Raw genomic sequence first — 25,309 nt, 5'->3', positions numbered from 1 at the left:
AGCTAACAAATTGTAGCAAGCAAGAAAAGCGAAATCTATTAGCTCCTAAAACAACCTCAACTGTTTTTCTGCCGGTGGCTTAGCTTTCCCCAAAACTGTACGGCCACCATGACGCCATGATTCATTGCGCTCATTCTCGATCACCTTATCAAAATCGGCATTGGGGATAAAGCCGTGCTCGGCTTGCTGGGCAATCTGGCTAAGCTTTTTAATAGCTTCTACCTTATCATTATTGCCCAGTTTGGAGCGTTGTATAGAGGTATGCAAAACTTTCAAGGTTTCATCATATACCTTAACCGGTACCGGGAAGGGATGCCCATCCTTACCGCCATGCGCAAAGGCAAAGCGGGCAGGGTCGGTAAAGCGGGAGGGTGTGCCATGTATAACCTCGCTAACCAATGCTAATGATTGCAGCGTACGCGGACCAAGGCCTTGCAGTAAAAGCAGTTCTTCAAAATCGGCAGGTTGTTTTTCGTGTGCCAGCCATAGTACGGCACCCAGGCGTTTCAAGTCAACATCTTTAGCCCGCACATCGTGGTGATCGGGCATTACCAAATGGCTTATTTCGGCAAGCATACGGTCGGGGCTGCTCGGCCGCCATGCTCATTATGGCCGAGCGTGAACCATCGGCACGGGCATCGGCCATGTTTAAAATTCGACCGGTGTTGGCCCCGCAAATAGCCGTATGCGGATCGCTTACAAAGCTTTGCAAATCTTGTGAATGCCAGTGGTATCGGCGGGCTGTGCGGGTATCGGCGTTCATGCCCTGTTGTATTACCGTCCACTGGCCTTTGGTATTTACAATAAAATTGTGGGTATACAGATGAAAGCCATCCTGCACGGCCGTGTTATCAACCTTGGCGCTCAGTTTGCTGCAGCGTACCAGGTAATTGCCGTCTAAACCGGTGCTTTCGCTCACCTTGATCAGTTCGTTAGGGGTTTGGGTAGAGTGCTTGCCCTTGCCGCCGCAAATGTAAATGCCCAGTTGTTTGGCATGCGGATTTATAGCTCGCTTCAACGCCCCCATCACCGAAGTGGTTATGCCCGAAGAATGCCAATCCATACCCATAACTGCGCCTAAACTCTGAAACCAAAATGGGTTACTTAAACGGCTAAGTACTTCGCTGCTGCCATATTCCATTACCATAGTTTCAACCACGGCCAGCCCCAGTTTTGCCATACGCTCGGCCAGCCAGGGTGGTACATAACCATAGTGTAAAGGTAAATCAGCATTCCCGGCGCGTTTCATGCTAACAAAGTTAGTAAAAATGTAATTTGCTTTATGCTGATTAATTCCCCTAAATTGTACAAATCATAGTAATCAGGATAAGAGGTATATGACGAGTTCCAAATAAAATTCGGCTATGCGGTAGCAAACTGCATTCATTAATTGATGAGGTTAGTATTTGCGCAACCAAAGCACAGGTTTGCTGTTAACTTCGTAATATTGAGTTAATATGCAGCATGTTAAAAAGGAATTGTAATTTTGCCAACCTGAAATTCGAGAAGAATGAGCACAACCAACAATAACAATAACGCTAAACGTAAGCAAGACGCGCTGAACTATCACTCCAAAGGCCGTCCTGGTAAAATACAGGTAATTCCTACCAAACCCACTAATTCGCAACGCGATTTAACTATGGCTTACTCGCCGGGTGTAGCCGAGCCTTGCCGCGAGATTGCCAAGAATACCGATGATGTTTACAAATATACCGCCAAAGGTAATTTGGTAGCCGTAATTAGTAACGGTACCGCCGTATTAGGACTGGGCGATATTGGCCCCGAAGCCAGCAAGCCGGTAATGGAAGGTAAAGGCCTGCTGTTTAAAATATATGCAGATATTGACGTGTTCGACTTAGAATTGAACACCAAAAATGTTGATGAATTTGTAAACATAGTAAAGGCATTGGAGCCAACCTTTGGTGGTGTAAACCTCGAAGATATTTCGGCCCCAACTTGTTTTGAAATTGAGCGCCGTTTAAAGGCCGAGATGAATATCCCGGTAATGCACGATGATCAGCATGGTACCGCCATAATATCGGGCGCTGCGCTCATGAATGCCTGCGAAATTCAAGGCAAAAAGCTTGACGAAATTAAACTGGTAATAAATGGTGCAGGTGCCGCTGCGGTATCATGTACCAAAATGTACCTGCAATTGGGTGTTAAAAAAGAGAACCTGCTGATGTTCGACATCAACGGTTTAATAACCCCCGATCGTACCGATTTGGACGAGATCCGTTTAGAGTTTGCCACCCACCGTACCGATGTAAGTAACCTTACCGAAGGTATGAAAGGTGCCGATGTATTCATCGGCCTCTCGGCCGGTAACGTGGTGACTGCCGAAATGCTGCAAGGCATGGCGCCAAACCCTGTTGTATTTGCCATGGCCAATCCCGAGCCCGAAGTATCTTATGATATAGCCGTAGCCGCCCGTCAGGATATTATTATGGCCACCGGCCGTAGCGATTATCCTAACCAGGTGAACAACGTACTGGGTTTCCCTTACATTTTCCGTGGTGCGTTAGACGTGCGTGCTACTGCCATTAACGAGGAAATGAAAATTGCCGCCGTACATGCCATTGCCGAATTAACCCGTAAGCCTGTTCCCGAAGAAGTGAATTTGGCTTACAATACTACTAACCTGCGTTTTGGAAGAGATTACATCATTCCAAAACCGATGGATCAGCGCCTCATCGTAGAGGTATCTGCCGCAGTGGCTAAAGCAGCTATGGAATCGGGTGTGGCACGTACCCAAATTACCGATTGGGCCGAGTATGCCGAAAGGTTACACGGTCGTATTGGTAGCGATAACAAGCTGATGCGTAACCTGAGCGGTAAAGCCAAGCAAGACCCTAAACGTGTGGTATTTGCCGAGGCCGATAACTATAAGATATTACGTGCTGCCCAGATAGTAAAAGAGGAGGGCATCGCCATCCCTATTTTATTGGGTAATACCGAAAAAATTAAAAACATTATTGCCGAGCATAAGCTTGATTTGGATGATGTAAAGATCATCAACACCTTAGTGCCGTGCGACCGCCAGGAAGAGTATGCCCAGCATTTGTATCATAAACGCCAGCGCCGCGGTATAACCCTGTACGAAGCTAAAAAGATGATGCGCGACCGTAACTATTACGGTGCCAGCATGGTGGAGTTTGGTGATGCCGATGCATTGATCTCGGGTTTAACCAAAAACTATGTATCTACCGTTAAGCCTGCCCTGCAAATCATCGGTACTGCCGATGGTGTGAGCCGTGTAGCCGGTATGTACATGATGATCACCAAAAAAGGGCCGCTGTTTTTTGCCGATACTACCGTAAACGTAAACCCAACCGTGCAGGATCTGGTAGATATTACCGTGCTGGTTGAAGAATCGGTTAAGCAGTTCAATGTTAGTCCGCGTATAGCCATGCTGTCGTACTCTAACTTTGGCTCTAACGAGGGCGACGTGCCCGAAAAAACCCGCGAGGCTGTAAAAATTCTGCACAAACAATACCCCGATATGGTGATAGACGGTGAAATGCAGGCTAACTTTGCCATGAACCCGGCGTTGTTAGAAGATAACTTCCCTTTCTCAACCCTGAACGGCAAGGCGGCCAACACACTGATCTTCCCTAACCTCGAGTCGGGCAATATAGCCTACAAACTGTTACAGGAAGTGGGCGGTGCCGAAGCCGTTGGTCCTATCTTATTAGGTATGAAAAAACCGGTACACGTGTTGCAATTAGGCAGCTCGGTACGCGAGATTGTAAACATGATTACCATAGCGGTAGTTGATGCGCAGCAAAAGGCTAAGGATGCAGGATTATAAATAATATTTATTTTCCCTTTTTAGAGCTACAGTGTACTCGCAAGTTTTTATGCCCCGTTAGGGGCTACCTATTTATAGAAAACAATGTCAAAATTTAACATGCTCCTTTAGGAGCTACCTAATTTAAGCATGGCACGAAGGGTAGTCCCGCTGGGACAAAAGAAAATCATCTGTTCTTTCTATAAACAGGTAGCACCTACGGTGCATCTTGTCGGTTAAAAAGATTTGGGTACACAGTAGTTCTTGCGAGGCGGGGAGAGATATTGCATTGGCAGGGTGTGTCATTTGAACTTTTCTTTTTGAAGAGACACTCCCCTCCGCCACACTCAGTAAGGGAATCGCACGAGGCCTGGCTTTGTATAATAAGCAAAATTCATTCTCAATAATATTATCAACCCAAAGTAAATTAGGCCTATCCAAAAGATAGGCCTAAATCTTTTTGATTAGTCCGCCGTATAAGCGTATGTTTTATTATTTTTAACGAAAATAATAAACACACTATAGATTATACATGTACGCATACATTGATGGCAAGCTGGCTTTCAAAAGCCCGGCTTATGTGGTGATTGATGCTGGCGGCGTAGGCTATCACATAAATATCTCCCTTCATACTTTCTCAAAAATTGGCGATGTGGAACGCTGCAAGCTGTACGTTTGGCTGCACGTTAAAGAAGACGGCCACACCCTGTACGGTTTTGCCGATGAGGGCGAGAAACGCCTGTTCCTGCACCTCATTTCGGTATCAGGCATCGGGCCAAACACCGGTCGCATGATGCTGTCGTCTATCACCCCCGAAGAAATTCAGAATGCCATTGTGCAAGGCAACGTAACACAAATACAACGTATTAAGGGTATTGGGCCAAAATCGGCCCAACGCGTAATTCTTGAATTGCAGGACAAGCTGCGCAAGGAAGGACCTGATTCGCTGATTAGCATGCCTGCCAATAATACAATTAAGGATGAAGCACTGTCGGCCTTGGTAATGCTGGGTTTTGCACGCAACGCGGCAGAGAAGGTAATAGATAACGAAATAGGTAAAAACACCGGGACGTTAACGGTGGAACAACTAATTAAATCGGCTCTCAAAAGTTTATAATTACAGCTTTTAATACCATTGATTAGCTCGGTTAAAAAATTTGCTGCAGGGGTTTTAGTGGGATTGCTGATGTTAACCTGTGGCGGGATCGAGCCCCTGTTTGCCCAAATTAAACCAACACCGAAGGATTCTATCAAGATAAAGGTTCCGTATAAAAAGCCCGAGTCGCGCAACTCGCGTATACGTAAAGGCAACTTTCAGCCCGACCCGCCTAACCTGGAGCGCATTATTGAATATGATGCAGCCTCTAACCGTTATGTACTTATTGAAAGGGTAGGCAACCTCATGTACCGTGCGCCGCGTTATTTAACCTTTACCGAGTACCTGCAACTTACCCAACAGCAAAACCGCCGCGAGTATTTTCGCGAACTGGCCGATAAATATGCTTACGATTCGCAGCAGCCGGGCTTTATACCGCAAATTAAAGTTCGCAGCCGCACTTTTGAGCAAATTTTTGGCAGTAATACAATTGATATTCGTCCGCAGGGCTCTGCGCAACTCATATTTGCCGGGCAGGTAAACAGCAATCAAAACCCGCTGTTTAATACCCGCCAGCGCAAGCAGTTCAACTTTAATTTTGACCAGCGCATCCAAATGAATATTACGGGTGCCATTGGCGATAAGTTAAAAATTGCCACCAATTACAATACCGATGCCCAGTTTCAGTTTGAGAATCAAATTAAATTAGATTACACCGGCAAGCCCGACGAAATTATTCAAAAGATTGAGGCCGGCACCGTGAGTATGCCGCTTAATACTTCGTTAATTCGCGGTAGCCAGGCGCTGTTCGGTTTAAAAACAAAATTGAAGTTTGGTAAGCTGGATGTAACCAGTATTTTTTCGCAGCAGCGGTCGCAGGCTAAAACTATTACCATTACTAACGGTTCGCAGCAGGGCGAGTTCAGGCTTACCCCGGCCGATTATGAGGCCAACCGTCACTTCTTTCTGGCGCAATATTTCAGGGATAATTACAACAAGGCGCTGGCTAACATCCCCATCATCAGCTCCAATATTACGGTTACCCGCGTAGAGGTTTGGACAACCAACCGTACCAACTCCACTACCGATTCGCGCGATATTATTGGTTTACTGGACTTAGGCGAGAACCGGCCGTACAATACCCTGCGCGTTCAAGGTGGAACATCGGGCTTGCCGGCGGGTTTTATAGGGCCGGGCTTTTCACAGCAATCCAATAACCTGCTTCAAAACCTGCAGGCCTTACCTAACCAGGGCCGTTTAACCAATTCTAACGATGTTGCCTCGTTTTTTCAGGCTACCGGCGCAACCGATAACTATGTAAAGCTGCCTTATGCCCGCAAGTTAACCACGCGCGAATTTACACTGCACCCGCAATTGGGTTATATATCGCTTAACTATCCGTTGAACAACGACGAGGTGCTGGCCGTGGCTTTCCGCTATACCTATAATGGCCGCGAGTACCAGGTGGGTGAGTTTTCGAATGATATACCGGTAGATGCCACCAACCCTAAAGCACTTTACGTAAAGATGCTGAAGAACGAGATACTGAAAACCAACCTGCCCACCTGGGGCCTGATGATGAAGAATATATACTCATTAGGCGCATACCAGGTTAGCCCGGTAAATTTCAGGATGACCATTGCCCGGGTTGATGACCAATCGAACATCGAAAAACCGTTGCTTACCGAGGGCGATACCACCGTGCGGGGTAAGCTTTGGCTGCAACTTACCAACCTCGATAATCTCAACCAGCAAAACGATAAACGCCCCGACGGCTACTTCGACTTTTTAGAAGGCATCACCATCGATTCGCAAAACGGGCGCATCATGTTCCCAACCATCGAGCCTTTTGGTAGCGACTTGGCACGGAGGTTAGCTAACAGCCCAAACTTACTTAACCGCTACGTTTACCAGCCGCTGTATGATTCGGTGCGTACCATTGCGCAGCAGTATTTTCCTAACCTCAACCGGTATGTAATTAAGGGTACTTACACCTCGCAGTCGGGGTCGGAGTACCAGTTGAATGCTGTGAACATTCCGCAGGGTTCGGTAGTGGTAAACGCAGGGGCCTTGCGCTTGCAGGAAGGGGCCGATTTTACGGTTGATTACAGCATTGGCCGTATACGTATTCTCAATCAATCGCTGTTATCATCGGGCCAGCCCATTACCGTAAATATCGAGAATAACGAATTATTTGGCGTACAGCAAAAGACTTTATACGGGTCGAGGTTTGATTATAGAGCCAATTCAAAACTGAATTTAGGCGCTACCATTATGCACCTTTCCGAGCAGCCACTTACGCAAAAGCAAATTATAGGGGAGGAGTCGGTATCGAACACCATTATGGGTTTTGATGTAAATTACAGTTCCGAGTCGCGCTGGTTAACCCGTATTATTGACCGCCTGCCGCTCATCAATACCAAAGTTCCATCGTACATTAATTTTTCGGGCGAATTTGCCAAACTGATGCCGGGTAGCCCCAGTGCCATCAATTTTGCAGGTTCAAAAAACGGCACGTCATATTTGGACGATTTTGAAAGCAGCCAATCGGTTATCGATTTAAAAAGCGCCCTGGGTTGGCAAATTTCGGGCACGCCGCAACTGTTTAACGAGTCGCGTTTGTTTAACGATCTGAGTTATGGCTACAACCGGGCGCGCCTGGCGTTTTACAACATCGACCCTATATTTTATACCTCGTCAACCCAGTTTAGCCTCACCCGTGCCGATCTGTCAAACCACTATGTACGACAGGTTTTAGAAACGGAGGTATTACCTTACCGTCAGTCGGTAACCGGGCAGCCGCTCATATTACCAACGCTCGATCTGGCTTTCTATCCAAACACCCGCGGGCAGTACAACTACGCTACCACCGGCATTAACCCCGATGGCACGCTGCAAAATCCGCGCAACCGCTGGGGGGGCATGTTCCGCAAGTTAGAAACCAATGATTTTGAATCGCTGAACGTACAATACATTGAGTTTTGGATGATGGACCCGTTCATCTACAAGCAAAACTCACAGGGAGGCGATCTGTATTTCAACTTAGGCAGCATCTCCGAAGATATATTGAAAGACGGACGAAAATCGGTAGAAAACGGCTTACCGCCCGATGGCAGCGCAACCGGTACCGACGAAACCGTTTGGGGACGCGTACCCCGCCTGCAACCGGTAATTAACGCTTTTGATAATAACCCGGATGCACGTCGTTTACAAGATATTGGTTTGGATGGATTAAATGATGCCGGCGAGCAAACCAAGTTTTCGGGCTTTGTGCAGCAATTACGCGGGCAGTTAAGTCCGGCTGCTGCCAATGCCCTGGCTGCCGACCCTTCGTCAGACAACTATCAATACTACCAGGGTGCTCAACTGGATCAAAACCGTGCCGGGATTTTAGCCCGTTACAGTAAATACAATGGTACCGAGGGCAACTCAAAAACGGCCGAACAGTCGCAAGCCGAACTGGGCGTATCTACCTCGGCCTCCACCTCGTTCCCGGACGGTGAGGATTTAAACCGCGACAACAGCATGAGCCAGGCCGACGAGTATTTTCAGTACAAAGTATCTATCCGTCCGCAGGATATGGTTATTGGCCAAAACTTTATTAACGATAAAGTAGCCGCCGCCGTAAAGCTGCCCGATGGTACCACACAAACGGTTAACTGGTACCAGTTTAGGGTGCCTATTGCCGGCTATGCATCGCGCGAGGGTAACATTCAGGATTTTAAGGCCATACGTTACATGCGTATGTTTATGACCAACTTTGCCGATACCGCCGTATTACGGATGGGTACCCTGCAACTAGTACGTGGCGAATGGCGCGGTTACAATGTAGAAAACAACGCCACCAAAGTAATTGCCGACCCTGCCCTGGTTAATGCGCCGCTTGATGCCTCGGTACTTAACGTACAGGCCGTAAACCTGGAGGCCAATGGCAACCGCTCGCCTATACCGTATGTGTTGCCCCCCGGCATTGAGCGCCAGCGCGATTATAACAACCTTCGTACCGATACCCGCCTCAACGAGCAGTCGTTATCACTCAATGTAACCAACCTGCGCAACGGCTATTCGCGGGCTGCATACCGTACATTTTATAATGATTTGCGCTCATACAAACGCCTGCAAATGTTTGTACATGCCGAGGGCGACCAGCTGAATGATAATGATCTGAGTGCGTTTATCCGCTTAGGTTTTGATTACCAGGACAGCTATTACGAGTACGAGGTGCCGCTTAAAATTACGCGCCCGGGTACATCAGACCCCAACTCCATTTGGCCGGCAGCCAACAATATGGATATTGAACTGGCTGCCTTTACCCGTGCCAAGTTAGCGCGTGATAATGCCATTGCATCGGGTCAGCTGGCATCTATCAATATTCCGTTTACCGTTACCGACGGTAATAACAAGATCACCATTAAGGGGCAGCCCGATTTGAGCCGTTTGCGTGCCATTATGCTGGGTATACGTAACCCGTATAAGCCATCGGGTGGGTTTGATAAAAATGCCATTGTGTGGTTTAACGAGTTACGTTTAACCGATTTTGACCAGCGCGGCGGCTGGGCTGCAACAGCCCGCCTCAACGCCAAACTGGCCGATTTTGCCGATATTACTGTAGCCGGCAGCAAAACCACCATTGGCTTTGGCTCGATAGAGCAACGCGTGAGCGAACGCAGCCGTAACGATAGCCATACCTTTGATATGGCGGGTAGTTTGGAGTTAGGCAAATTCTTCCCGGCTAAAACGGGCATGCGTATACCTATGTATGTAAACCTGTCGCAGCAGGTAGCTATGCCGCAGTTTAACCCGGCCCAACCCGACGTGGAATTAAAGGATGCTATTGCCAATGCGCCAACACAGGAAAAGAAAGACGAGATAAAACGCACAGCGCAGGATTATACCATGCGCAAAAGCATCAACTTTACCAACGTGCACAAGGCCAAAACCGATGTGGCCGCACCAGCCAAGCTTTGGGATGTTGAAAACCTGAATGCTACCTACGCATACTCCGAATACGAGCACCATGATTTTATTACCCAGAACGATATACAGAAAATATACAAGTTGGCACTGGCCTACAATTACTTAAATCAAGCCAAGTATTATACCCCGCTCGAAAAGGTAATTAAAAGCAATATGCTCAACCTGCTGAGCGATTTTAACTTTAGCCTGTTGCCATCGAGGTTAAACTTTGCCATTAGTTTTGATAGGTTTTACTCGGAGAATACCCTGCGCAATAACGATCCCAATAACTTTTTACCGGTACCAACCACCACGTTTAACAAAAACTTTAACATTACCCGCGTTTATGGCATAGGCTGGAATTTAACCAAATCGTTGCAAATGGATATTGATGCCACCAACCTGGGCGTGGTTGATGAACCTGCAGGGCGTGTAAACGGTATGAAGCGCGATACTTTGTGGGAAAACCTTAAACGCCTTGGTCGTACTACCAACTATAATCACACCATTAACTTTAACTATACGGTGCCTATTAACAAGGTGCCGGGGTTAGATTGGGTTAGCGCTATTGCCCGTTACAGCACCAATTTTAACTGGCAAACCCAGCCTAAGTTTGCTATTGATAACGCGGCTTATGATGTGGGTAATACCATTCAAAATTCGCGCTCGGTACAAATGAACCCCACGCTTAACCTGAGTAGTTTATACAATAAGTTTGCAGCCTTACGTACCAAAGCAGACAGCAAAGGTGGCCGCAAAATATTGATCGATTTGTTAACCAGTGTTAAAAACCTTGGTGCAACCTACACCCGTACCCAAGGAACCTTTTTGCCGGGCTACCTGCCCACTACCGGTTTTGGCGGGCAGGATTTTAGTGCCAACGCACCGGGCTTAGGCTTTTTGCTGGGTAGCCAGGCCGATCTTCGCCCGCGGGCAATTGCTAACAGATGGCTAAGTACCGATACCCTGCAAAATCAGCTGTACACCACCACGCTTAACGAGGACATGCACCTGCGCAGCACCATCAGGCCCATCCCCGATCTAAACATCGAACTTACGGCCTTCCGCACGCGCGATCGTAACTTTCAAACCAATTACAAGTTTAATCCGGCCACTAATAATTTTGAAGATCAGAGTCCTATCACTTCGGGTACTTACAGCGTGTCGTTTATGTCTTTAGGTACAGCCTTTAGTAAAGACCGGAGCCTTAACAATTACTCGGCAGCCTTTCAGCAGTTGTTAGATAACCGCCAGGTAATTTCGCAACGCTTAGCTGCCCAAAACCGTAACTCGGGCACTGCAGGCACCAATGGTTATGCCGATGGTTATGGCCCTAACCAGCAGGATGTGCTGGTCAACTCTTTTTTAGCAGCATATGCCGGTAAAGATGCCCGTAAATCAAATTTGAATACCTTTCCGCAAATACCTATCCCTAACTGGCAAATAACTTATAACGGTTTGAGCAGGGTAAGCTGGCTCAAAGAGTTTTTTGATTCGTTTGATCTGCGACACGGATACCGCTCAACATACAGCGTAAACAGTTATAACTCGCTTATTCGCTACCGCGAGGTTAACGGTGGCTCGGTTGAGCGCGATGTGAACAGCGACTTTTTGCCTTTTTACCAGTTTACGCAGGTAACCTTGTTTGAACAATTTGTGCCGTTGGTAGGGGTTGATGTACGCTTTAAAAACAGCATGACAGTAAGTGCCGAATATCGTAACAGCCGCACCCTGAGCCTGAGCGTACTCAATAGCCAGCTGGCGCAGCAAAATGAGAATATTATGGTGCTGGGCTTTGGGTACCGTACCCGCAATTTTCATTTTCCGTTCGGGCTGTTCAGCAACTTTAAACTCAATAACGACCTCAACTTTAAATTCGACTTTGCCCTGCGCGACAATAAGATCGTTATCTACCGTGCCGACGTGCAAACTGCCGAAATATCATCAGGCGCCAAAAATATCACCATTCGTCCGTCGATAGATTATGTGATCAATCAGCGTTTCAACTTCAACATCTTTTACGATTCGAACATTACCCGCCCGTACACCTCGCAAACGTTTAACACGGCGTTTACCAATTTTGGGGTGAATTTGAAATTGTTGTTGCAGTAGGAGGCGAACGTAAGCGTGGACGCTTAACTTCCAACAATCTTCAGGGGGCTATCCGGATTAGCACTGCTATACCAATATTCATGTGCCGAACCAATAAAGCTTGCCTTAACCGGATTATCGTGTATATAATCTATCTTTTTTTAAATAACATCGGCCGAATATAGCAGTACCGGGTAATTGCCATTTTGCCACAGCTGATGATGCTTGTTGAGCTTATTTTGATTACCGGCCATTTCAAATGAGTTTAATATCCATTTTTTACGGCTTTCCAAGGGGTTACTTTCAATGAGCGTGAATAGTTCTTTGAATGTATATTTAAGGTTACAAAGTAAAGTTCGTCGGTTGCGGCATTGCGAGACATGGTTGTAAATATTGCTTAATGTATTTAGGATTGCAATAATCAAACTATAGCTTCGTGGAATGTCTGCTCAAGCGTCCATGATTGAACATGCGAAGAACACAGCTTGCCCCAAACAAAAAAGCACCGCCTAAGCAGTGCTTTTTTTGATGCAAAGAACATCTATATATAGGGGTCAATTATTTTGGTGTTACTGATTAAATAGACACCAGATTTTTCCCTGCGTTGCATGAGCGAAATTTTTTGATGCGATTTTTTGGAACTTAGCGAAAATGTGAAACACTTAAAGGAGAAGTCAAACACTTAGGGAAAGCAAGGGAAATCGTAAGATTTCGCGGTTTTCAAAAGAAAAATAAAATAGGAGTACATAGCTTTTTACCGTTTTAACCTGCGGCGGTTTTCTCTCCGTAATTGGCGTTCTTCGCGCTTGTCTTGCCGTTTCTTTTTATCAATGCGGCGTTGGGTAATCATGTCTTTAATATGTTTTTCGGTAGCGGCATCGTATCCGGCACTGGCCTTAATGCCTTGGGCAATGGTTTTCCAAACGGCTTTAAAAAAAGGAGTGTCGGGCTGGCGCACGTAGCGTACATCAATGGTACGGGGCACCGCGCCAAAAAAATCAGGGTTGTGTCGCTTCACGATCAACGCATTGGCCATAATTGACAACAGTGTGCGGTGCTTGTAGGCATCGGCTACCGTGTCCATTTTGAGCAGGTGTACCTTGAGGTCATGGTACAGTATCTTTACTTTTCCGGTAGATACATTTTGGTTGCCTTTTATATCAAAATCCATCTGGTCCATACGGCCTGAGGTTATTTTTAACAAGGCAAAGGGCATGGTAGCTTTGTTAAACCGGTCGAGTTCCATGTAGCCAACTACGCCTTTGTAGCTATAACTTCGTGCCGAATCGGTGAGGTTAAAGTTAATGCTGGCATGCATAGGGCCCATATCCATCACCCTCGAAATAACTTCGATGTGCATGCTATCGTTCTTTTTAAGGGCTTGTACATTGTTGGTTACATTAATAATATGTCCATCGGTACCATTAAATGCAACCGAGCCCTGCTTGTGCGATTTACGCCCGTAACCTTTGTAGGTGATATTGATGTTTTGCAACTCAATAGTATCCAGCTTTAAATCGTTTTTAAGCCGTTGAATTGCAGCATTGGGGAAGGTAAATATGCGGTTGCCTTTGCCCAAAGTTGGGTTTGATTGGTTGGCTGATACCAAAAAGTTACCCCGGTTAATAAACACATGCGTGGCATGTATCTCCCTGAATTTATTGAAGCGTTTGAGGTTAAAGTTTTCAACCTCAAAAGTATCGGTATCAAAGTGGTACTGTGTGCGTATGCCCCGTTTTATAAAAACCGAATCGGCCGATGGTTTAATGGCCACTTGGTAGGCTTTAAGTTTAGAGGTGAGGGTGGAGTAATTAAGTTGTTTAAGTTTAAGCCGGTACAAACTATCCTTGCCCAGAGGCTGATCGACGTTGTTAAGCTCTATTTGTAAATCTTTAAAATAATAGAACCGGGATTTATCGTGCTGGGTAAGCGAATCGATGATCAAATCGTTACCGGTAAGGTTTACTTCTTTTAACGCCGAAACTTGTAGGTTGTTTCCCGAATGGTCTTTATAAGTAAAATCAACATCGTTAAGCATTACCTGCTTAATATGGATAGATTTTAGTAAGGGTTGAATGCGTTGCCAGGCAGTAAGCCTGTCGGTTGCTGTGGTATCTTTATTACTTACACGCCGGTAGGTAACCTGTAACTTAGGTACGCTTAGTATAATTTGGCCAATATCCAGCTTATGCTCATAATATATTTTAAGTGGATGTATATGTTTGAGCACAATGCGCTTAACCTGTAATTTGTAAAGGTTATTGGGTGCTATGCCCATCTTTATGCGGCGATTGTAAACAGCAATGTTAGGTTGAATGGTAAGGTTATGTATAACCAATTTTCCTTGTACCACATGCAGGTCGGCATCTGTAAAATCGGCACTGTACAAACTGTCGGTAGCATCAATAACCGTACTTCTAACTTTTCCTGCTAAAATTGGTGCCCAGTATCGGTTTACAAAAAAAGCTACAATGGTTATTAGTATTGCCCCAATTAATATCACAGAGAGCAACGTTTTTTTTAACCTATGTTTAATTACGGCCGTCATCTGCAAGAGCTATACTGTAAAGTCTTTAATTTGGGTTAGCGGGATAATACTTAACGTTTGCTTCACAAAATAGTTATTTAGGCTCATTTAGTAAAGCGTGAGGTATAAATGAGTGTAAATATCACTGATAATGGTTATGGTAGGGTATCATTGAATTAAAGTCAATTTTATTAATTACTGCCAATCTGTCACGGTATTAGTTTTAAAATATGTACTTTTGCATTCCAAAAAAAGGTTTACTACATGATGGATTTGCTTATTCCAGATAAAACACACGACGAAACAAGGCAGGGTGAGGCATTAATGCTGGAGCAAACCGCTGATAAATATAATGGTCGCAAGCTATACATTGAAAGCTATGGCTGCGCCATGAATTTTTCGGATAGTGAAATTGTTGCTTCTATTTTACTGGAGCGGGGTTTTGAAACCACAAAGGACTTTAACAATGCCGATGTGATTTTCATTAATACCTGTTCAATTCGCGAAAATGCCGAGCAGCGTGTGCGCAACCGCCTGCGTGAGTTTACTATAGCCAAGGTGAAAAATCCGGGTATGATAGTAGGCGTGCTGGGCTGTATGGCCGAACGCCTTAAAGCTAAATTCCTGGAAGAAGAAAAACTGGTTGACGTAGTAGTAGGTCCTGATGCCTATCGCGATTTACCAAACCTGATAGATCAGGTAGACAGTGGCCAGAAAGCTGTAAATGTACTCCTCTCGCGCGAGGAAACTTACGCCGATATTAACCCGGTGCGTTTAAACAGCAACGGTATCAATGCCTTTGTATCTATTATGCGTGGCTGCGATAATATGTGCTCGTTTTGCGTGGTGCCGTTTACCCGTGGCCGCGAGCGCAGCCGCGATCCGCACTCTATTGTTAAAGAATGTACCGACCTGTTTAATCAGGGCTACCGCGAGGTGACCCTGTTAGGGCAAAACGTGGATTCGTATAAATGGACTGCCCCTCCCCAGCCCTCCCCGGAAGGGAGGGAGCAAGATGAGGAGCAGTTAAAAGTCTCCCCTTCCGGAGGAGATTTAGACTGGGCTGCTGGGGCTACTACCAACTTTGCTAACCTCCTGGAGATGGTAGCACATATTAGCCCCGAATTGCGTATTCGTTTCTCAACATCGCACCCTAAAGATATAACCGACGAGGTGCTGTATACCATGGCCAAATACGATAATATTTGCAAATACATTCATTTGCCGGTACAATCGGGCAACAGCCGTGTGCTGGATATGATGAACCGTACCTACGACCGCGAGTGGTACATGAACCGTGTAGAGGCTATTCGCCGTATTATACCGGGCTGCGCCATTTCAACCGACGTAATTGCCGGTTTTTGTACCGAGACTGAAGAAGAGCACCAGGATACATTGAGCATGATGGACTTTGTACAGTATGATTATGCTTACATGTTCATGTACTCTGAACGCCCGGGAACGCTGGCTGCCAAACGTTATGCCGACGATATTCCCGACGTGGTTAAAAACCGTCGCTTAAAAGAAATTGTGGTTAAACAGCAGCAGCACTCACACCTGCGTTTGCAGGAAAAAGTGGGCAAGGTACAGCGCGTACTCATTGAAGGGTTCTCTAAAAAATCGAACCTTGATTACTGCGGCCGCGCCGATAACAACGCCATGGTGGTTTTCCCGGTAAGCGAAAGCTACAAACCCGGCCAATACGTAAACGTACTGGTTGACCGCTGCACGACGGCGACTTTGCTGGGAACGGTGGTTTAAAAGAGAGTCAGGAATACAGAATCAAGAGTCAGGAAGCTGCAAAGAATGAGGCACAATTTTAAGAATCTAAAAATTTGGCAACGTTCAATGGGTTTGACCGACTTGGCTTTTGAATATTGTAAAACCTTGCCCTCAACGGAAAGATATAATTTAATAGATCAAATTAACAGGTGTTCGTGCTCCATACCTTCAAACATTGCTGAAGGATCGGGCAAAAGAACTCATTTGCATTTTGCAGAGTTCTTGTCTACATCCATTTCTTCATCGTATGAGTTGCAAACACAACTGTTAATTTGCCAAAGGAGAAAGTACGGCAGTAATGAGCTTTTAAATGATTGCTTATCGCTAACCGAAGAAGTTCAACGAATGATTTTCTCATTTCGGGAATACATTTTAAGCGATGCAAGTGTTCGTCTGGATTCTTGACTCTGTACTCTTGATTCTAACATCTATCTATGAACGTACAAGAAATTAAACAACGCTTTGGTATCATCGGTAATTCGCCGTTGTTAAACCGGGCTATAGATATTGCCAACCAGGTAGCGCCAACTGATATTTCGGTATTGGTTACGGGCGAGAGTGGTAGTGGTAAAGAGGCGTTTTCGCACATTATTCACCAACTGAGTCCGCGTAAGCACGGGCCTTTTATAGCGGTTAACTGTGGTGCAATTCCTGAGGGAACTATCGATTCAGAGCTATTCGGTCACGAAAAAGGTGCTTATACCGGTGCCGTGGGCGAGCGTAAAGGCTATTTTGAAACCGTTAACGGCGGTACCATATTTTTAGATGAAATAGGGGAGATGCCACTGGGTACCCAGGCTCGCTTACTGCGTGTTTTGGAGTCGGGGCAGTTCATTCGTGTAGGTTCATCAAAAGTGGAAAAAACCAACGTGCGCGTAATTGCCGCAACTAACGTTGATGTTTACGAGGCTGTAAAGGTCGGTAAGTTCCGTGAAGATTTATATTACCGTTTAAATACCGTGCCTTTGCGCATTCCGCCCCTGCGCGATCGTAAAGAGGATATTTACTTGTTATTCCGCAAGTTTTCGGCCGATTTTACCGATAAATACCGCAGCCCTGCCATGCAATTAGATGAAGGTGCCCAGCAGGTGTTAAGCAACTACTCGTGGCCGGGTAACGTGCGCCAGCTTAAAAACGTGGCCGAACAGTTGGCCGTACTGGAGCGCGACCGTGTAATTACTGCCGAAATACTGTTGACATACATGCCGCAGGAAGCTGGCCGGAGCAACCTGCCTATGCGCTTGGATAATCAACCGCGCGAAGATTTTTCGGAACGCGACATTTTATATAAAGTGCTTTTTGATATGAAGCGCGATATGGTGGAATTGAAAAAGCTGGTAGCTAATATTATTGAAAGTGGCGGCGTGCCTGTTAATTATTCCGGCGACCAGCAAATGCTGAATTATCTGCATCACGATATTGATTTGCCTGTAAGACCGCAGGATGCACAATTTACCATTCAACCGCCCGTTGTTAATACGCATACGCACAATTCTAACGAAGGCGTGTTCACCCCACATGCCGAAGAAGTAGAAGAGTCGCTTTCGCTGGTTGATAAAGAGTCGGACATGATACGCAAGGCACTCAAAAAGCATAAAGGTAAGCGTAAGCTGGCGGCTAATGAGTTAGGTATATCTGAGCGTACGCTGTATCGTAAAATAAAAGAACTCGATTTGTAATAATGAAGAAAGTACTGTGCTTTGTGATGATAATGGTGGCTATGGTATGGTCGTCTTGCTCGGTTACCTTGAGCGGTGCTTCTATACCCGTTGATATGAAAACCATCAATGTGGCATTTTTTGAAAACAATGCACCGCTGGTAGTAAACAACCTGAGTACACTTTTTACCGAAGCCTTAAAAGACCGTATACGTTCGCAAAGCCGTTTGGGTATAGTACGTGGCGAGGCCGATGCCACTATTGAAGGGACTATAACCGGTTATACTTTGGCGCCGGTATCAATTCAGGCTACTAATAATAATACTGCCCCATTGGCAACGGCTACACGCTTAACCATTACGGTTAATGTGAAATATGTAAACAATAAAGACAAAAAGCTATCACCCGATTTTGAGCAGTCGTTTTCGCGCTACACCGATTTTACGGGCGATATAAACTCACAGGAGCAAAGCCTGATCCGGATAATTAATCAGCAGCTCACCGAGGATATTTTTAACAAAGCTTTTGCAAACTGGTAATCATTTTAGTAGTTTCAACCACGTGCAACAAGATATTCACATTCACCCTACCGAAATTTTTGAGCAGGTGCTTGCCAGTGAGGCAAAGCTAACTGATGCGCATCTCAATGGTTTGCAAACATTGCTGTACAGCTTTCCGCAGTGCGGATTATTGTATGCCATACAAGCCCGTTCGGGTAATGCCACCGAATTAAACGCCGCTGCTGCAAGGTTTAGCGATAGCGTAACCCTGCAAAAAATAGTACAATGGCCCGATAGTTTACCGGCAGTTAATGCTTCGCAGATCATATATAAAAAATGGAAACCGGAGTCCTTGGCCGAGCCTGTTGCTGAGGTTACAGATGAACCGGCTAACTTCAAAGTAATTGATGAAATACCCCAGTCCCAAAGCTATTATGAGGTATTTGAAGAGGTTAAAACAGAACCGGTAGTTAAAAATGCCGAACCTGTTCGCGAACCGGAGTTGATTGTTGAAAATGAAGAAGTATTACGATCCGGAATCAAGCACGAACCTCTTGATGAAACTCAAAAGCTCATCATCGAGAATATAGCCAGTACCGATTTCTTTGTATTTGACAGAGCATTTGTAGAGCGCGAAGAGTCTCAGGCTGCTATTGAGGAAGAAGAAATTGCCCTTCAGGAGCCCGCTCCGGTACAACAGGCTACACCACCGCCACCTGCCGAGGAAGGGCAGGTTACCCGCTACCACGACGAAAAAATGCCTTACAGCTTTATGTGGTGGTTAGATAAAACCCGGAATAAATTTAGCGGTATATACCAGCCTTTTGCTGCGCCGGCAAATACTAAAGAAGACAGGCAGCCGCCTATTCCGGTACCTGTTGAAACCATACCACATGAGGTAATTGAATCGCGCAAGAAAGAAGAAGAACTGGTAGAACGTTTTATACAGGAAGACCCGCAAATTAAACCGCCAAGCAGCGATAAATTAGACAGCGAGAACAAAGCAAGATTGAGCGCCGAAGATCAGGAAGAACTGATTACCGAAACTTTGGCCCGCATTTATGCCGACCAAATGCTATACTCCAAAGCAATAGCAGCTTATAAAATTTTAATGTTGAAAAATCCGGAAAAAAGACGTTACTTTGCAACCCAGATTGAAATTTTAGAAAAGAAAATAAATTAACATACAAAATGTACTTAGTATTAATTATCGTTGCTATCCTGGTTTGCATTTTATTAGGCATTATTGTGTTGGTGCAAAATCCTAAAGGTGGCGGCTTGTCTTCAAATTTTTCAAGCTCATCGCAATTACTGGGTGTGCAAAAAACAGGCGATATTCTTGAAAAAGGTACCTGGATCTTGGCTATTACTTTAATGGTATTGTCATTAGCTATTAACGTTGCTATAAAAAGCAGTAATGCAGGTGGCACATCATCTGAGTTGCAGGAGCAAATTCAAAAAGCTTCTAAACCAAGCGGCCCGGTTACCAGCACTACACCGCTAACTGTACCGGCTAAACCTGCTGATAGCACCAAGAAATAATAACATTAACATAATATACATAAGGCCCTGCATTAGCGGGGCCTTTTTAGTTTTACGGCAATCTGCCATCATGGCATTTGTCATAACGGTGTAAGCCGTCAAATTTTCGGGGATGTATTTTAACCGTATTAAAACAACTGCCATTACAACAGCAAAACAAGGCTATTTAGCAGTTGGCATAATTCGTGAGTAAATGCAAGCAAAACATTTCAATTAAATACAATATAAGATATGTCATTAAACATTAAACCTATTGGCGACAGAGTAGTGGTAGAAGCTGCTCCTGCCGAAGAAAAGACTGCGTCTGGTATCTTCATTCCTGACACTGCTAAAGAAAAACCTCAACAAGGTACCGTAGTAGCTGTAGGTGACGGTAAAAAAGATGAGCCTATGACTGTTAAAGTAGGTGATAAAGTTTTATACAGCAAATATGGTGGTACCGAGATCACTATCGACGGTAAAGAATACCTGATGATGCGTGAATCAGACATCTACGGAATATTATAAGTAAGGATAGAAGGATTGAGGGAGAAAATCCTTAAACAGTCACTCATTCACTAATTCAAAAAAACATTCATTAAAAAAGAAATGGCAAAACAAGTTAAATACAACGTTGAAGCACGTGACGCACTGAAACGCGGTGTGGATATATTAGCAAACGCAGTTAAAGTAACTTTAGGACCTAAAGGCCGTAACGTTATTATCGATAAAAAATTCGGTTCACCGGCTATCACCAAAGATGGTGTTACCGTAGCTAAAGAAATCGAATTAAAAGATCCTTTGGAAAACATGGGTGCTCAAATGGTTAAAGAAGTAGCATCAAAAACTGCTGATATTGCAGGTGATGGTACTACTACTGCTACCGTTTTAGCTCAGGCTATTGTTACCGCAGGTATTAAAAACGTAGCTGCCGGTGCAAATCCAATGGATTTAAAACGTGGTATTGACAAAGCCGTTGCTGCCGTTGTTGCTAACCTTAAAGAGCAATCACAGGCTGTTGGCGAAGACAATAACAAAATTAAACAGGTAGCTACTATCTCGGCTAATAACGATGAAGTTATTGGTACCCTGATTGCCGATGCAATGGGTAAAGTAGGTAAAGACGGTGTTATTACTGTTGAAGAAGCAAAAGGTACCGAAACTGAAGTTAGAACAGTTGAAGGTATGCAATTTGACCGTGGTTACCTGTCTCCGTACTTTGTAACCAACGCCGATAAAATGGAAGCCGAATTGGAAAATCCTTACATCCTGATCTACGATAAAAAGATCTCTTCGATGAAAGAATTGCTTCCAATTTTAGAGAAACAAGTACAAACCGGCAAGCCATTGGTTATCATCTCTGAAGATTTAGATGGTGAGGCTTTAGCTACTCTGGTAGTTAACAAGATCCGTGGTTCACTGAAAGTGGCTGCTGTTAAAGCTCCTGGCTTTGGTGATCGTCGTAAAGCTATGTTAGAAGACATTGCTATCTTAACCGGTGGTACTGTAATTTCTGAAGAGCGTGGCTACAAATTGGAAAACGCCGACCTATCTTACTTAGGTACTGCTGAGAAAATCGTTATCGACAAAGACAACACTACCGTAATTAACGGTTTTGGTGATGCCGAAACTATTAAAGCCCGCGTTAACCAGATCAAAGCTCAAATAGAAACCACTACATCTGATTACGATAAAGAAAAACTGCAAGAGCGTTTAGCTAAATTATCAGGTGGTGTTGCCGTATTGTATGTTGGTGCAGCTACCGAGGTTGAAATGAAGGAGAAAAAAGACCGTGTTGATGATGCATTACACGCAACCCGCGCTGCCGTTGAAGAAGGTATCGTAGCTGGTGGTGGTGTTGCATTCATCCGTGCAGTTGCTTCATTAGCCGATTTACAAGGTGCTAACGAAGACGAGAAAACCGGTATCCAAATCATCAAACGTGCTATTGAAGAACCATTACGTCAGATCTGTGAAAACGCAGGTATCGAAGGTTCGATCGTGGTGCAAAAAGTTAAAGAAGGTACTGCCGACTTTGGTTACAATGCACGTACCGATAAATACGAAAATTTAATTGCGGCGGGTGTTATCGATCCTACTAAAGTATCACGCGTAGCTTTAGAAAACGCTGCTTCAATTTCATCAATGTTATTAACAACTGAGGTTGTTTTAGCTGATGATCCAGAAGAGGCACAAGCCGGTGGTGGTGCCCCTCCAATGGGCGGCATGGGCGGTATGATGTAATATCATAACGTACTAAATAATATATAGCAAACAAACCCTGTCTGATTTTTCAGACAGGGTTTGTTGTTTTTGTGACTTTACGTTTACGCAAAAAACCTCTATAGGTTATATTCTATTAATCAAATGATTAATAAATGACACGTTTTATAGCGTTGTATATTAATTTTGTATGAAATAAAACAAACAACCTGTTGCAGGCACATCATTTGCACTATACGGGTAATTATGAAACAGATGACCTTAAGTAAGAGAGTTTTGCGAGCGAGGATTTTTGAATGGGTAATGATCAAAGGTCCTGAATTATTTGTGAGTTTAATGTCGTAAGCGTAACATTGCTGAATATTATTTCAGCTCAATGTTTACATTACTTATTGCTAAGCCCGAAGCAGCCCCAACTATTACCGCTTTATATAATAACGCCTACCAATGGGTTGTTAAAAGCGGCCCCAAAGTTGTAATAGGCATCATTCTCTTTTTTATAGGCTTATGGCTCATCCGCCAGCTACGTAAATGGATGACCCGCCGTATGGCCACCAAACAAATTCATTCTTCTTTACAGCCATTCTTTTTAAGTTTAACTATAACCGGCCTCCACATGATTTTAGTGGTAGTGGTGATGGAGATCATGGGTCTGGAGCTCACCATATTCACTGCCATTTTGAGTGCTGCCACCGTAGCGGCAGGTTTGGCGCTCTCGGGTACCCTACAAAATTTTGCCGGCGGGGTAATGATCTTACTCCTTAAACCATTCGAAATTGGAGACAATATTATTGCCCAGGGGCAAAATGGTAAAGTAACTTCTATCCAGGTTTTTTACACCGTAGTGCTAACCGTGGATAATAAAACAGTGATCATTCCAAACGGAAAATTGTTTAACGAGGTAATTACCAATGTATCGCGCGAGGGGAAACGCCGGCTTGATGTTGACTTTAAATTGGGCTTTGTAGCCGATCATGAGCTGGTGGTGAACATTATCAAGCAGTCGATAACCCAAACACCCGGTATTTTGCCCGAACCTGCACCGCTGGCCAATGTGCTTCAAATTGAATTTGATGGTGTAAAGTATACAGCGCGGGTATGGGTGCAGGCGGCTGAATTTGGTACCGCACAAATGGGCCTTACCAGGCGCATTATGGATGGCTTAAAAGCTGCCGGTGTTAAACTGCCGGGAACCTGATTGAATCATTTTAGATTCCCCTCCTTTGAGGCTATCGTGTACCTTATCTTTTTTAACCTTACAATATGCGCCGTAGGTGCTACCTGTTTATAGAAAGAAAAGGTAATTTTTTGTCCCTTCGGGACTACCCTTTGTATGTATGCCTAATTAGTGTAGCTCCTAACGGAGCATGCTCTATGTTGACATGATGCTCTATAAATAGGTATCCCCTACGGGGAATAAGAGCTTGTGGTGCCGGTAATCCCCCCGGAAGGAGTTTATAAGATTTATATTGCCTTATATTTACTCAGAATTTCCCTGAGTAATTGATTTATTGTCACGTATTTCCGTGTTTTCTCCCATTTTATTTTTGGCTGAATGATAAACACAGTTGGCTATTTATAACTTTGTAATCAGGATGCAAAGAGAGCAGATTTCGGTATTTGATATTTTTAAGATAGGCATTGGCCCGTCCAGTTCGCACACGTTGGGGCCATGGCGCGCAGCGCAGCAGTTTGTAAAAGTACTGCAAGACCAGGGTGCGTTTACCGATGTAGTGCAGGTGAAAATTTTGCTTTACGGCTCGCTGGCAAAAACCGGCAAAGGCCACGGCACTGATATTGCCATCCTGCTTGGCCTTAGTGGGTACGACCCGGTAACCTTTGCGGTAGACCGCCTGGATGCTACTATTGAAGACATCCATACTTCACATCAACTAAATTTAGGCGGACAGCATAATATTAGTTTTGATACCGATGAAGACCTGCTTTTCCTTTACACCCAAAGCCTGCCCTTTCACCCTAATGCGGTAACTTTTCAGGCATTCCTTAGTTCGGGCAAGGCAATATCTGAAACCTATTATTCTATTGGAGGCGGTTTTGTGGTAAAAGAAGGTGCCGAAGGCAATAGTAGCACAGAGGTTGATTTACCCTTCCCAATTGATACCGCTAACGACCTGCTCCACTGGTGCCGTAAAACCGGCCTTAAAATATCTGAGGTGGTGATGGAAAACGAACTGGCCTGGCGTCCTGAAGCTAAAACCCGTGAAGGTATTACGCAAATATTTAGGGTGATACGCGAGTGTATTTACCGTGGCTGCCATACTACTGGATATTTACCCGGAGGACTGAACGTAGCCCGGAGGGCAGCCGGCCTAAACCGCCGCCTAACCGGCGACCGCACTTATCAAAATTTTAACGAGTGGGTAGACGTGGTGCGTGCCACAGGATCGGGCTTTCAGAATATACTGGATTGGGTAAGCTGTGTTTGCCCTGGCCGTAAATGAGGAAAACGCCTCGTTCGGCCGTGTGGTTACTGCACCAACTAATGGTGCCGCCGGGGTTATTCCGGCTGTGTTAATGTATTATATTGCTTTTTGCGATGGTTATACAGATGATCGTATTATTCAGTTTGTGTTAACCGCTTCTGAAATTGGCAGCATTTTTAAAAAGGGCGCAACCATATCGGCCGCAATGGGCGGGTGCCAGGCCGAAATTGGCGTATCATCGGCAATGGCCGCCGCAGCTTTAACCGAGTGTTTAGGAGGCTCGCAACGCCAGGTACTCATGGCTGCCGAAATTGCCATGGAGCATCACCTCGGTCTCACCTGCGATCCTATTGGCGGCCTCGTACAGGTACCCTGCATTGAACGCAATACCATGGGTGCCATCAAAGCCATCACGGCTTCGCAACTGGCCTTGCAAAGTAACCCCGACAATGCCAAGGTAAGCCTCGATGCCGTAGTGAAAACCATGTGGCAAACCGCGCTGGATATGAATTCCAAGTATAAAGAAACTTCGGATGGTGGGCTGGCTATCAATATCCCGATAAGTTTGCCGGAGTGCTAATTAAGGAGAGAGACAAGAACTAAGAGCCAGGAACCAAGAGTTCGCAAATCACCCACTGTCATTTCGAGGTACGAGAAATCTTTTTGAAGCGATTTTCTTATCGGTTTGAAAAGATTTTACCCGATGGTCGAATGGCAATGA

The 25,309-nt window shown here is 45.1% G+C and carries 16 protein-coding genes and 1 pseudogene; 13 read left to right on the top strand and 4 right to left on the bottom strand.

Translation table 11 applies throughout. The features are described from left to right. Positions 1-45 precede the first annotated feature (45 nt). Both QE417_RS10660 and QE417_RS10655 read right to left on the bottom strand, forming a co-directional pair. Entirely contained in the window at positions 46-549 is a 504-nt protein-coding gene (locus QE417_RS10660; protein WP_311949829.1) for a DUF763 domain-containing protein, read from the bottom strand. Beyond that, the gene (locus tag QE417_RS10655) at positions 521-1,249 is read right to left on the bottom strand and encodes a DUF763 domain-containing protein (RefSeq protein WP_311949828.1); all 729 of its coding nucleotides are present in this window, start codon (positions 1,247-1,249) and stop codon (positions 521-523) included. The genes QE417_RS10660 and QE417_RS10655 overlap by 29 nt, the downstream gene beginning before the upstream one ends. Positions 1,250-1,510: 261 nt before the next feature. On the opposite strand from QE417_RS10655, the gene QE417_RS10650 reads away from it, so the two are divergent. From QE417_RS10650 to sov, 3 genes are all read left to right on the top strand, one after another. Further along, the gene (locus QE417_RS10650; RefSeq protein ID WP_311949827.1) at positions 1,511-3,811 is read left to right on the top strand and encodes an NADP-dependent malic enzyme; all 2,301 of its coding nucleotides are present in this window, start codon (positions 1,511-1,513) and stop codon (positions 3,809-3,811) included. 511 nt (positions 3,812-4,322) lie between these two features. After that, a complete protein-coding gene (ruvA, locus tag QE417_RS10645; RefSeq protein ID WP_311949826.1) occupies positions 4,323-4,907 on the top strand; it encodes a Holliday junction branch migration protein RuvA in 585 nt (194 codons plus the stop codon). 69 nt (positions 4,908-4,976) lie between these two features. After that, positions 4,977-11,954 carry a T9SS outer membrane translocon Sov/SprA gene (gene sov / locus QE417_RS10640; protein ID WP_311949824.1) on the top strand — a complete coding sequence of 2,326 codons (6,978 nt, stop codon included), beginning with the start codon at positions 4,977-4,979 and terminating at the stop codon, positions 11,952-11,954. Positions 11,955-12,094: 140 nt separating this feature from the next. Here the strand turns inward: sov and QE417_RS10635 are convergent, their stop codons facing one another. Next, positions 12,095-12,226, bottom strand: coding sequence for a hypothetical protein (locus tag QE417_RS10635; protein WP_311949823.1), 132 nt, complete (start codon positions 12,224-12,226; stop codon positions 12,095-12,097). Between the two features lie 461 nt (positions 12,227-12,687). Next, a complete protein-coding gene (locus tag QE417_RS10630) occupies positions 12,688-14,436 on the bottom strand; it encodes a hypothetical protein (RefSeq protein WP_311949822.1) in 1,749 nt (582 codons plus the stop codon). 288 nt (positions 14,437-14,724) lie between these two features. Between QE417_RS10630 and QE417_RS10625 the strand changes: the two genes are divergently transcribed. The 10 genes and pseudogenes from QE417_RS10625 to QE417_RS10585 all read left to right on the top strand — a co-directional run bounded on the left by QE417_RS10625 (position 14,725) and on the right by QE417_RS10585 (position 25,168). Further along, positions 14,725-16,221 carry a MiaB/RimO family radical SAM methylthiotransferase gene (locus tag QE417_RS10625; RefSeq protein WP_311949821.1) on the top strand — a complete coding sequence of 499 codons (1,497 nt, stop codon included), beginning with the start codon at positions 14,725-14,727 and terminating at the stop codon, positions 16,219-16,221. A gap of 45 nt (positions 16,222-16,266) precedes the next feature. Then, a complete protein-coding gene (locus tag QE417_RS23640; RefSeq protein WP_376717525.1) occupies positions 16,267-16,647 on the top strand; it encodes a four helix bundle protein in 381 nt (126 codons plus the stop codon). A gap of 29 nt (positions 16,648-16,676) precedes the next feature. Then, entirely contained in the window at positions 16,677-17,921 is a 1,245-nt protein-coding gene (locus QE417_RS10620; protein ID WP_311949819.1) for a sigma-54 interaction domain-containing protein, read from the top strand. Between the two features lie 2 nt (positions 17,922-17,923). Continuing rightward, on the top strand, positions 17,924-18,439 hold the full coding sequence (locus QE417_RS10615; protein ID WP_311949817.1) for an LptE family protein: 516 nt from the start codon (positions 17,924-17,926) through the stop codon (positions 18,437-18,439). Between the two features lie 22 nt (positions 18,440-18,461). Further along, entirely contained in the window at positions 18,462-19,583 is a 1,122-nt protein-coding gene (locus QE417_RS10610; protein ID WP_311949816.1) for a hypothetical protein, read from the top strand. Between the two features lie 8 nt (positions 19,584-19,591). Further along, entirely contained in the window at positions 19,592-19,942 is a 351-nt protein-coding gene (gene secG / locus QE417_RS10605) for a preprotein translocase subunit SecG (protein ID WP_311949814.1), read from the top strand. Between the two features lie 231 nt (positions 19,943-20,173). Beyond that, positions 20,174-20,449, top strand: a complete 276-nt coding sequence (locus QE417_RS10600) for a co-chaperone GroES (RefSeq protein ID WP_157540049.1) — start codon at positions 20,174-20,176, stop codon at positions 20,447-20,449. Positions 20,450-20,530: 81 nt separating this feature from the next. After that, positions 20,531-22,165 (top strand): chaperonin GroEL, encoded by a 1,635-nt coding sequence (groL, locus tag QE417_RS10595; RefSeq protein ID WP_311949811.1) that lies wholly within the window; start codon positions 20,531-20,533, stop codon positions 22,163-22,165. 355 nt (positions 22,166-22,520) lie between these two features. Beyond that, positions 22,521-23,342 carry a mechanosensitive ion channel family protein gene (locus QE417_RS10590; RefSeq protein ID WP_311949809.1) on the top strand — a complete coding sequence of 274 codons (822 nt, stop codon included), beginning with the start codon at positions 22,521-22,523 and terminating at the stop codon, positions 23,340-23,342. 397 nt (positions 23,343-23,739) lie between these two features. Next, a pseudogene (locus QE417_RS10585) lies at positions 23,740-25,168 on the top strand (L-serine ammonia-lyase). Positions 25,169-25,309: the final 141 nt, after the last annotated feature.

This window comes from Mucilaginibacter terrae, assembly GCF_031951985.1.
GTDB lineage: Bacteria > Bacteroidota > Bacteroidia > Sphingobacteriales > Sphingobacteriaceae > Mucilaginibacter > Mucilaginibacter terrae_A.
Note: the sequence above shows the minus strand (reverse complement) of the source record. Positions and strands in the feature narration are given on the sequence as shown.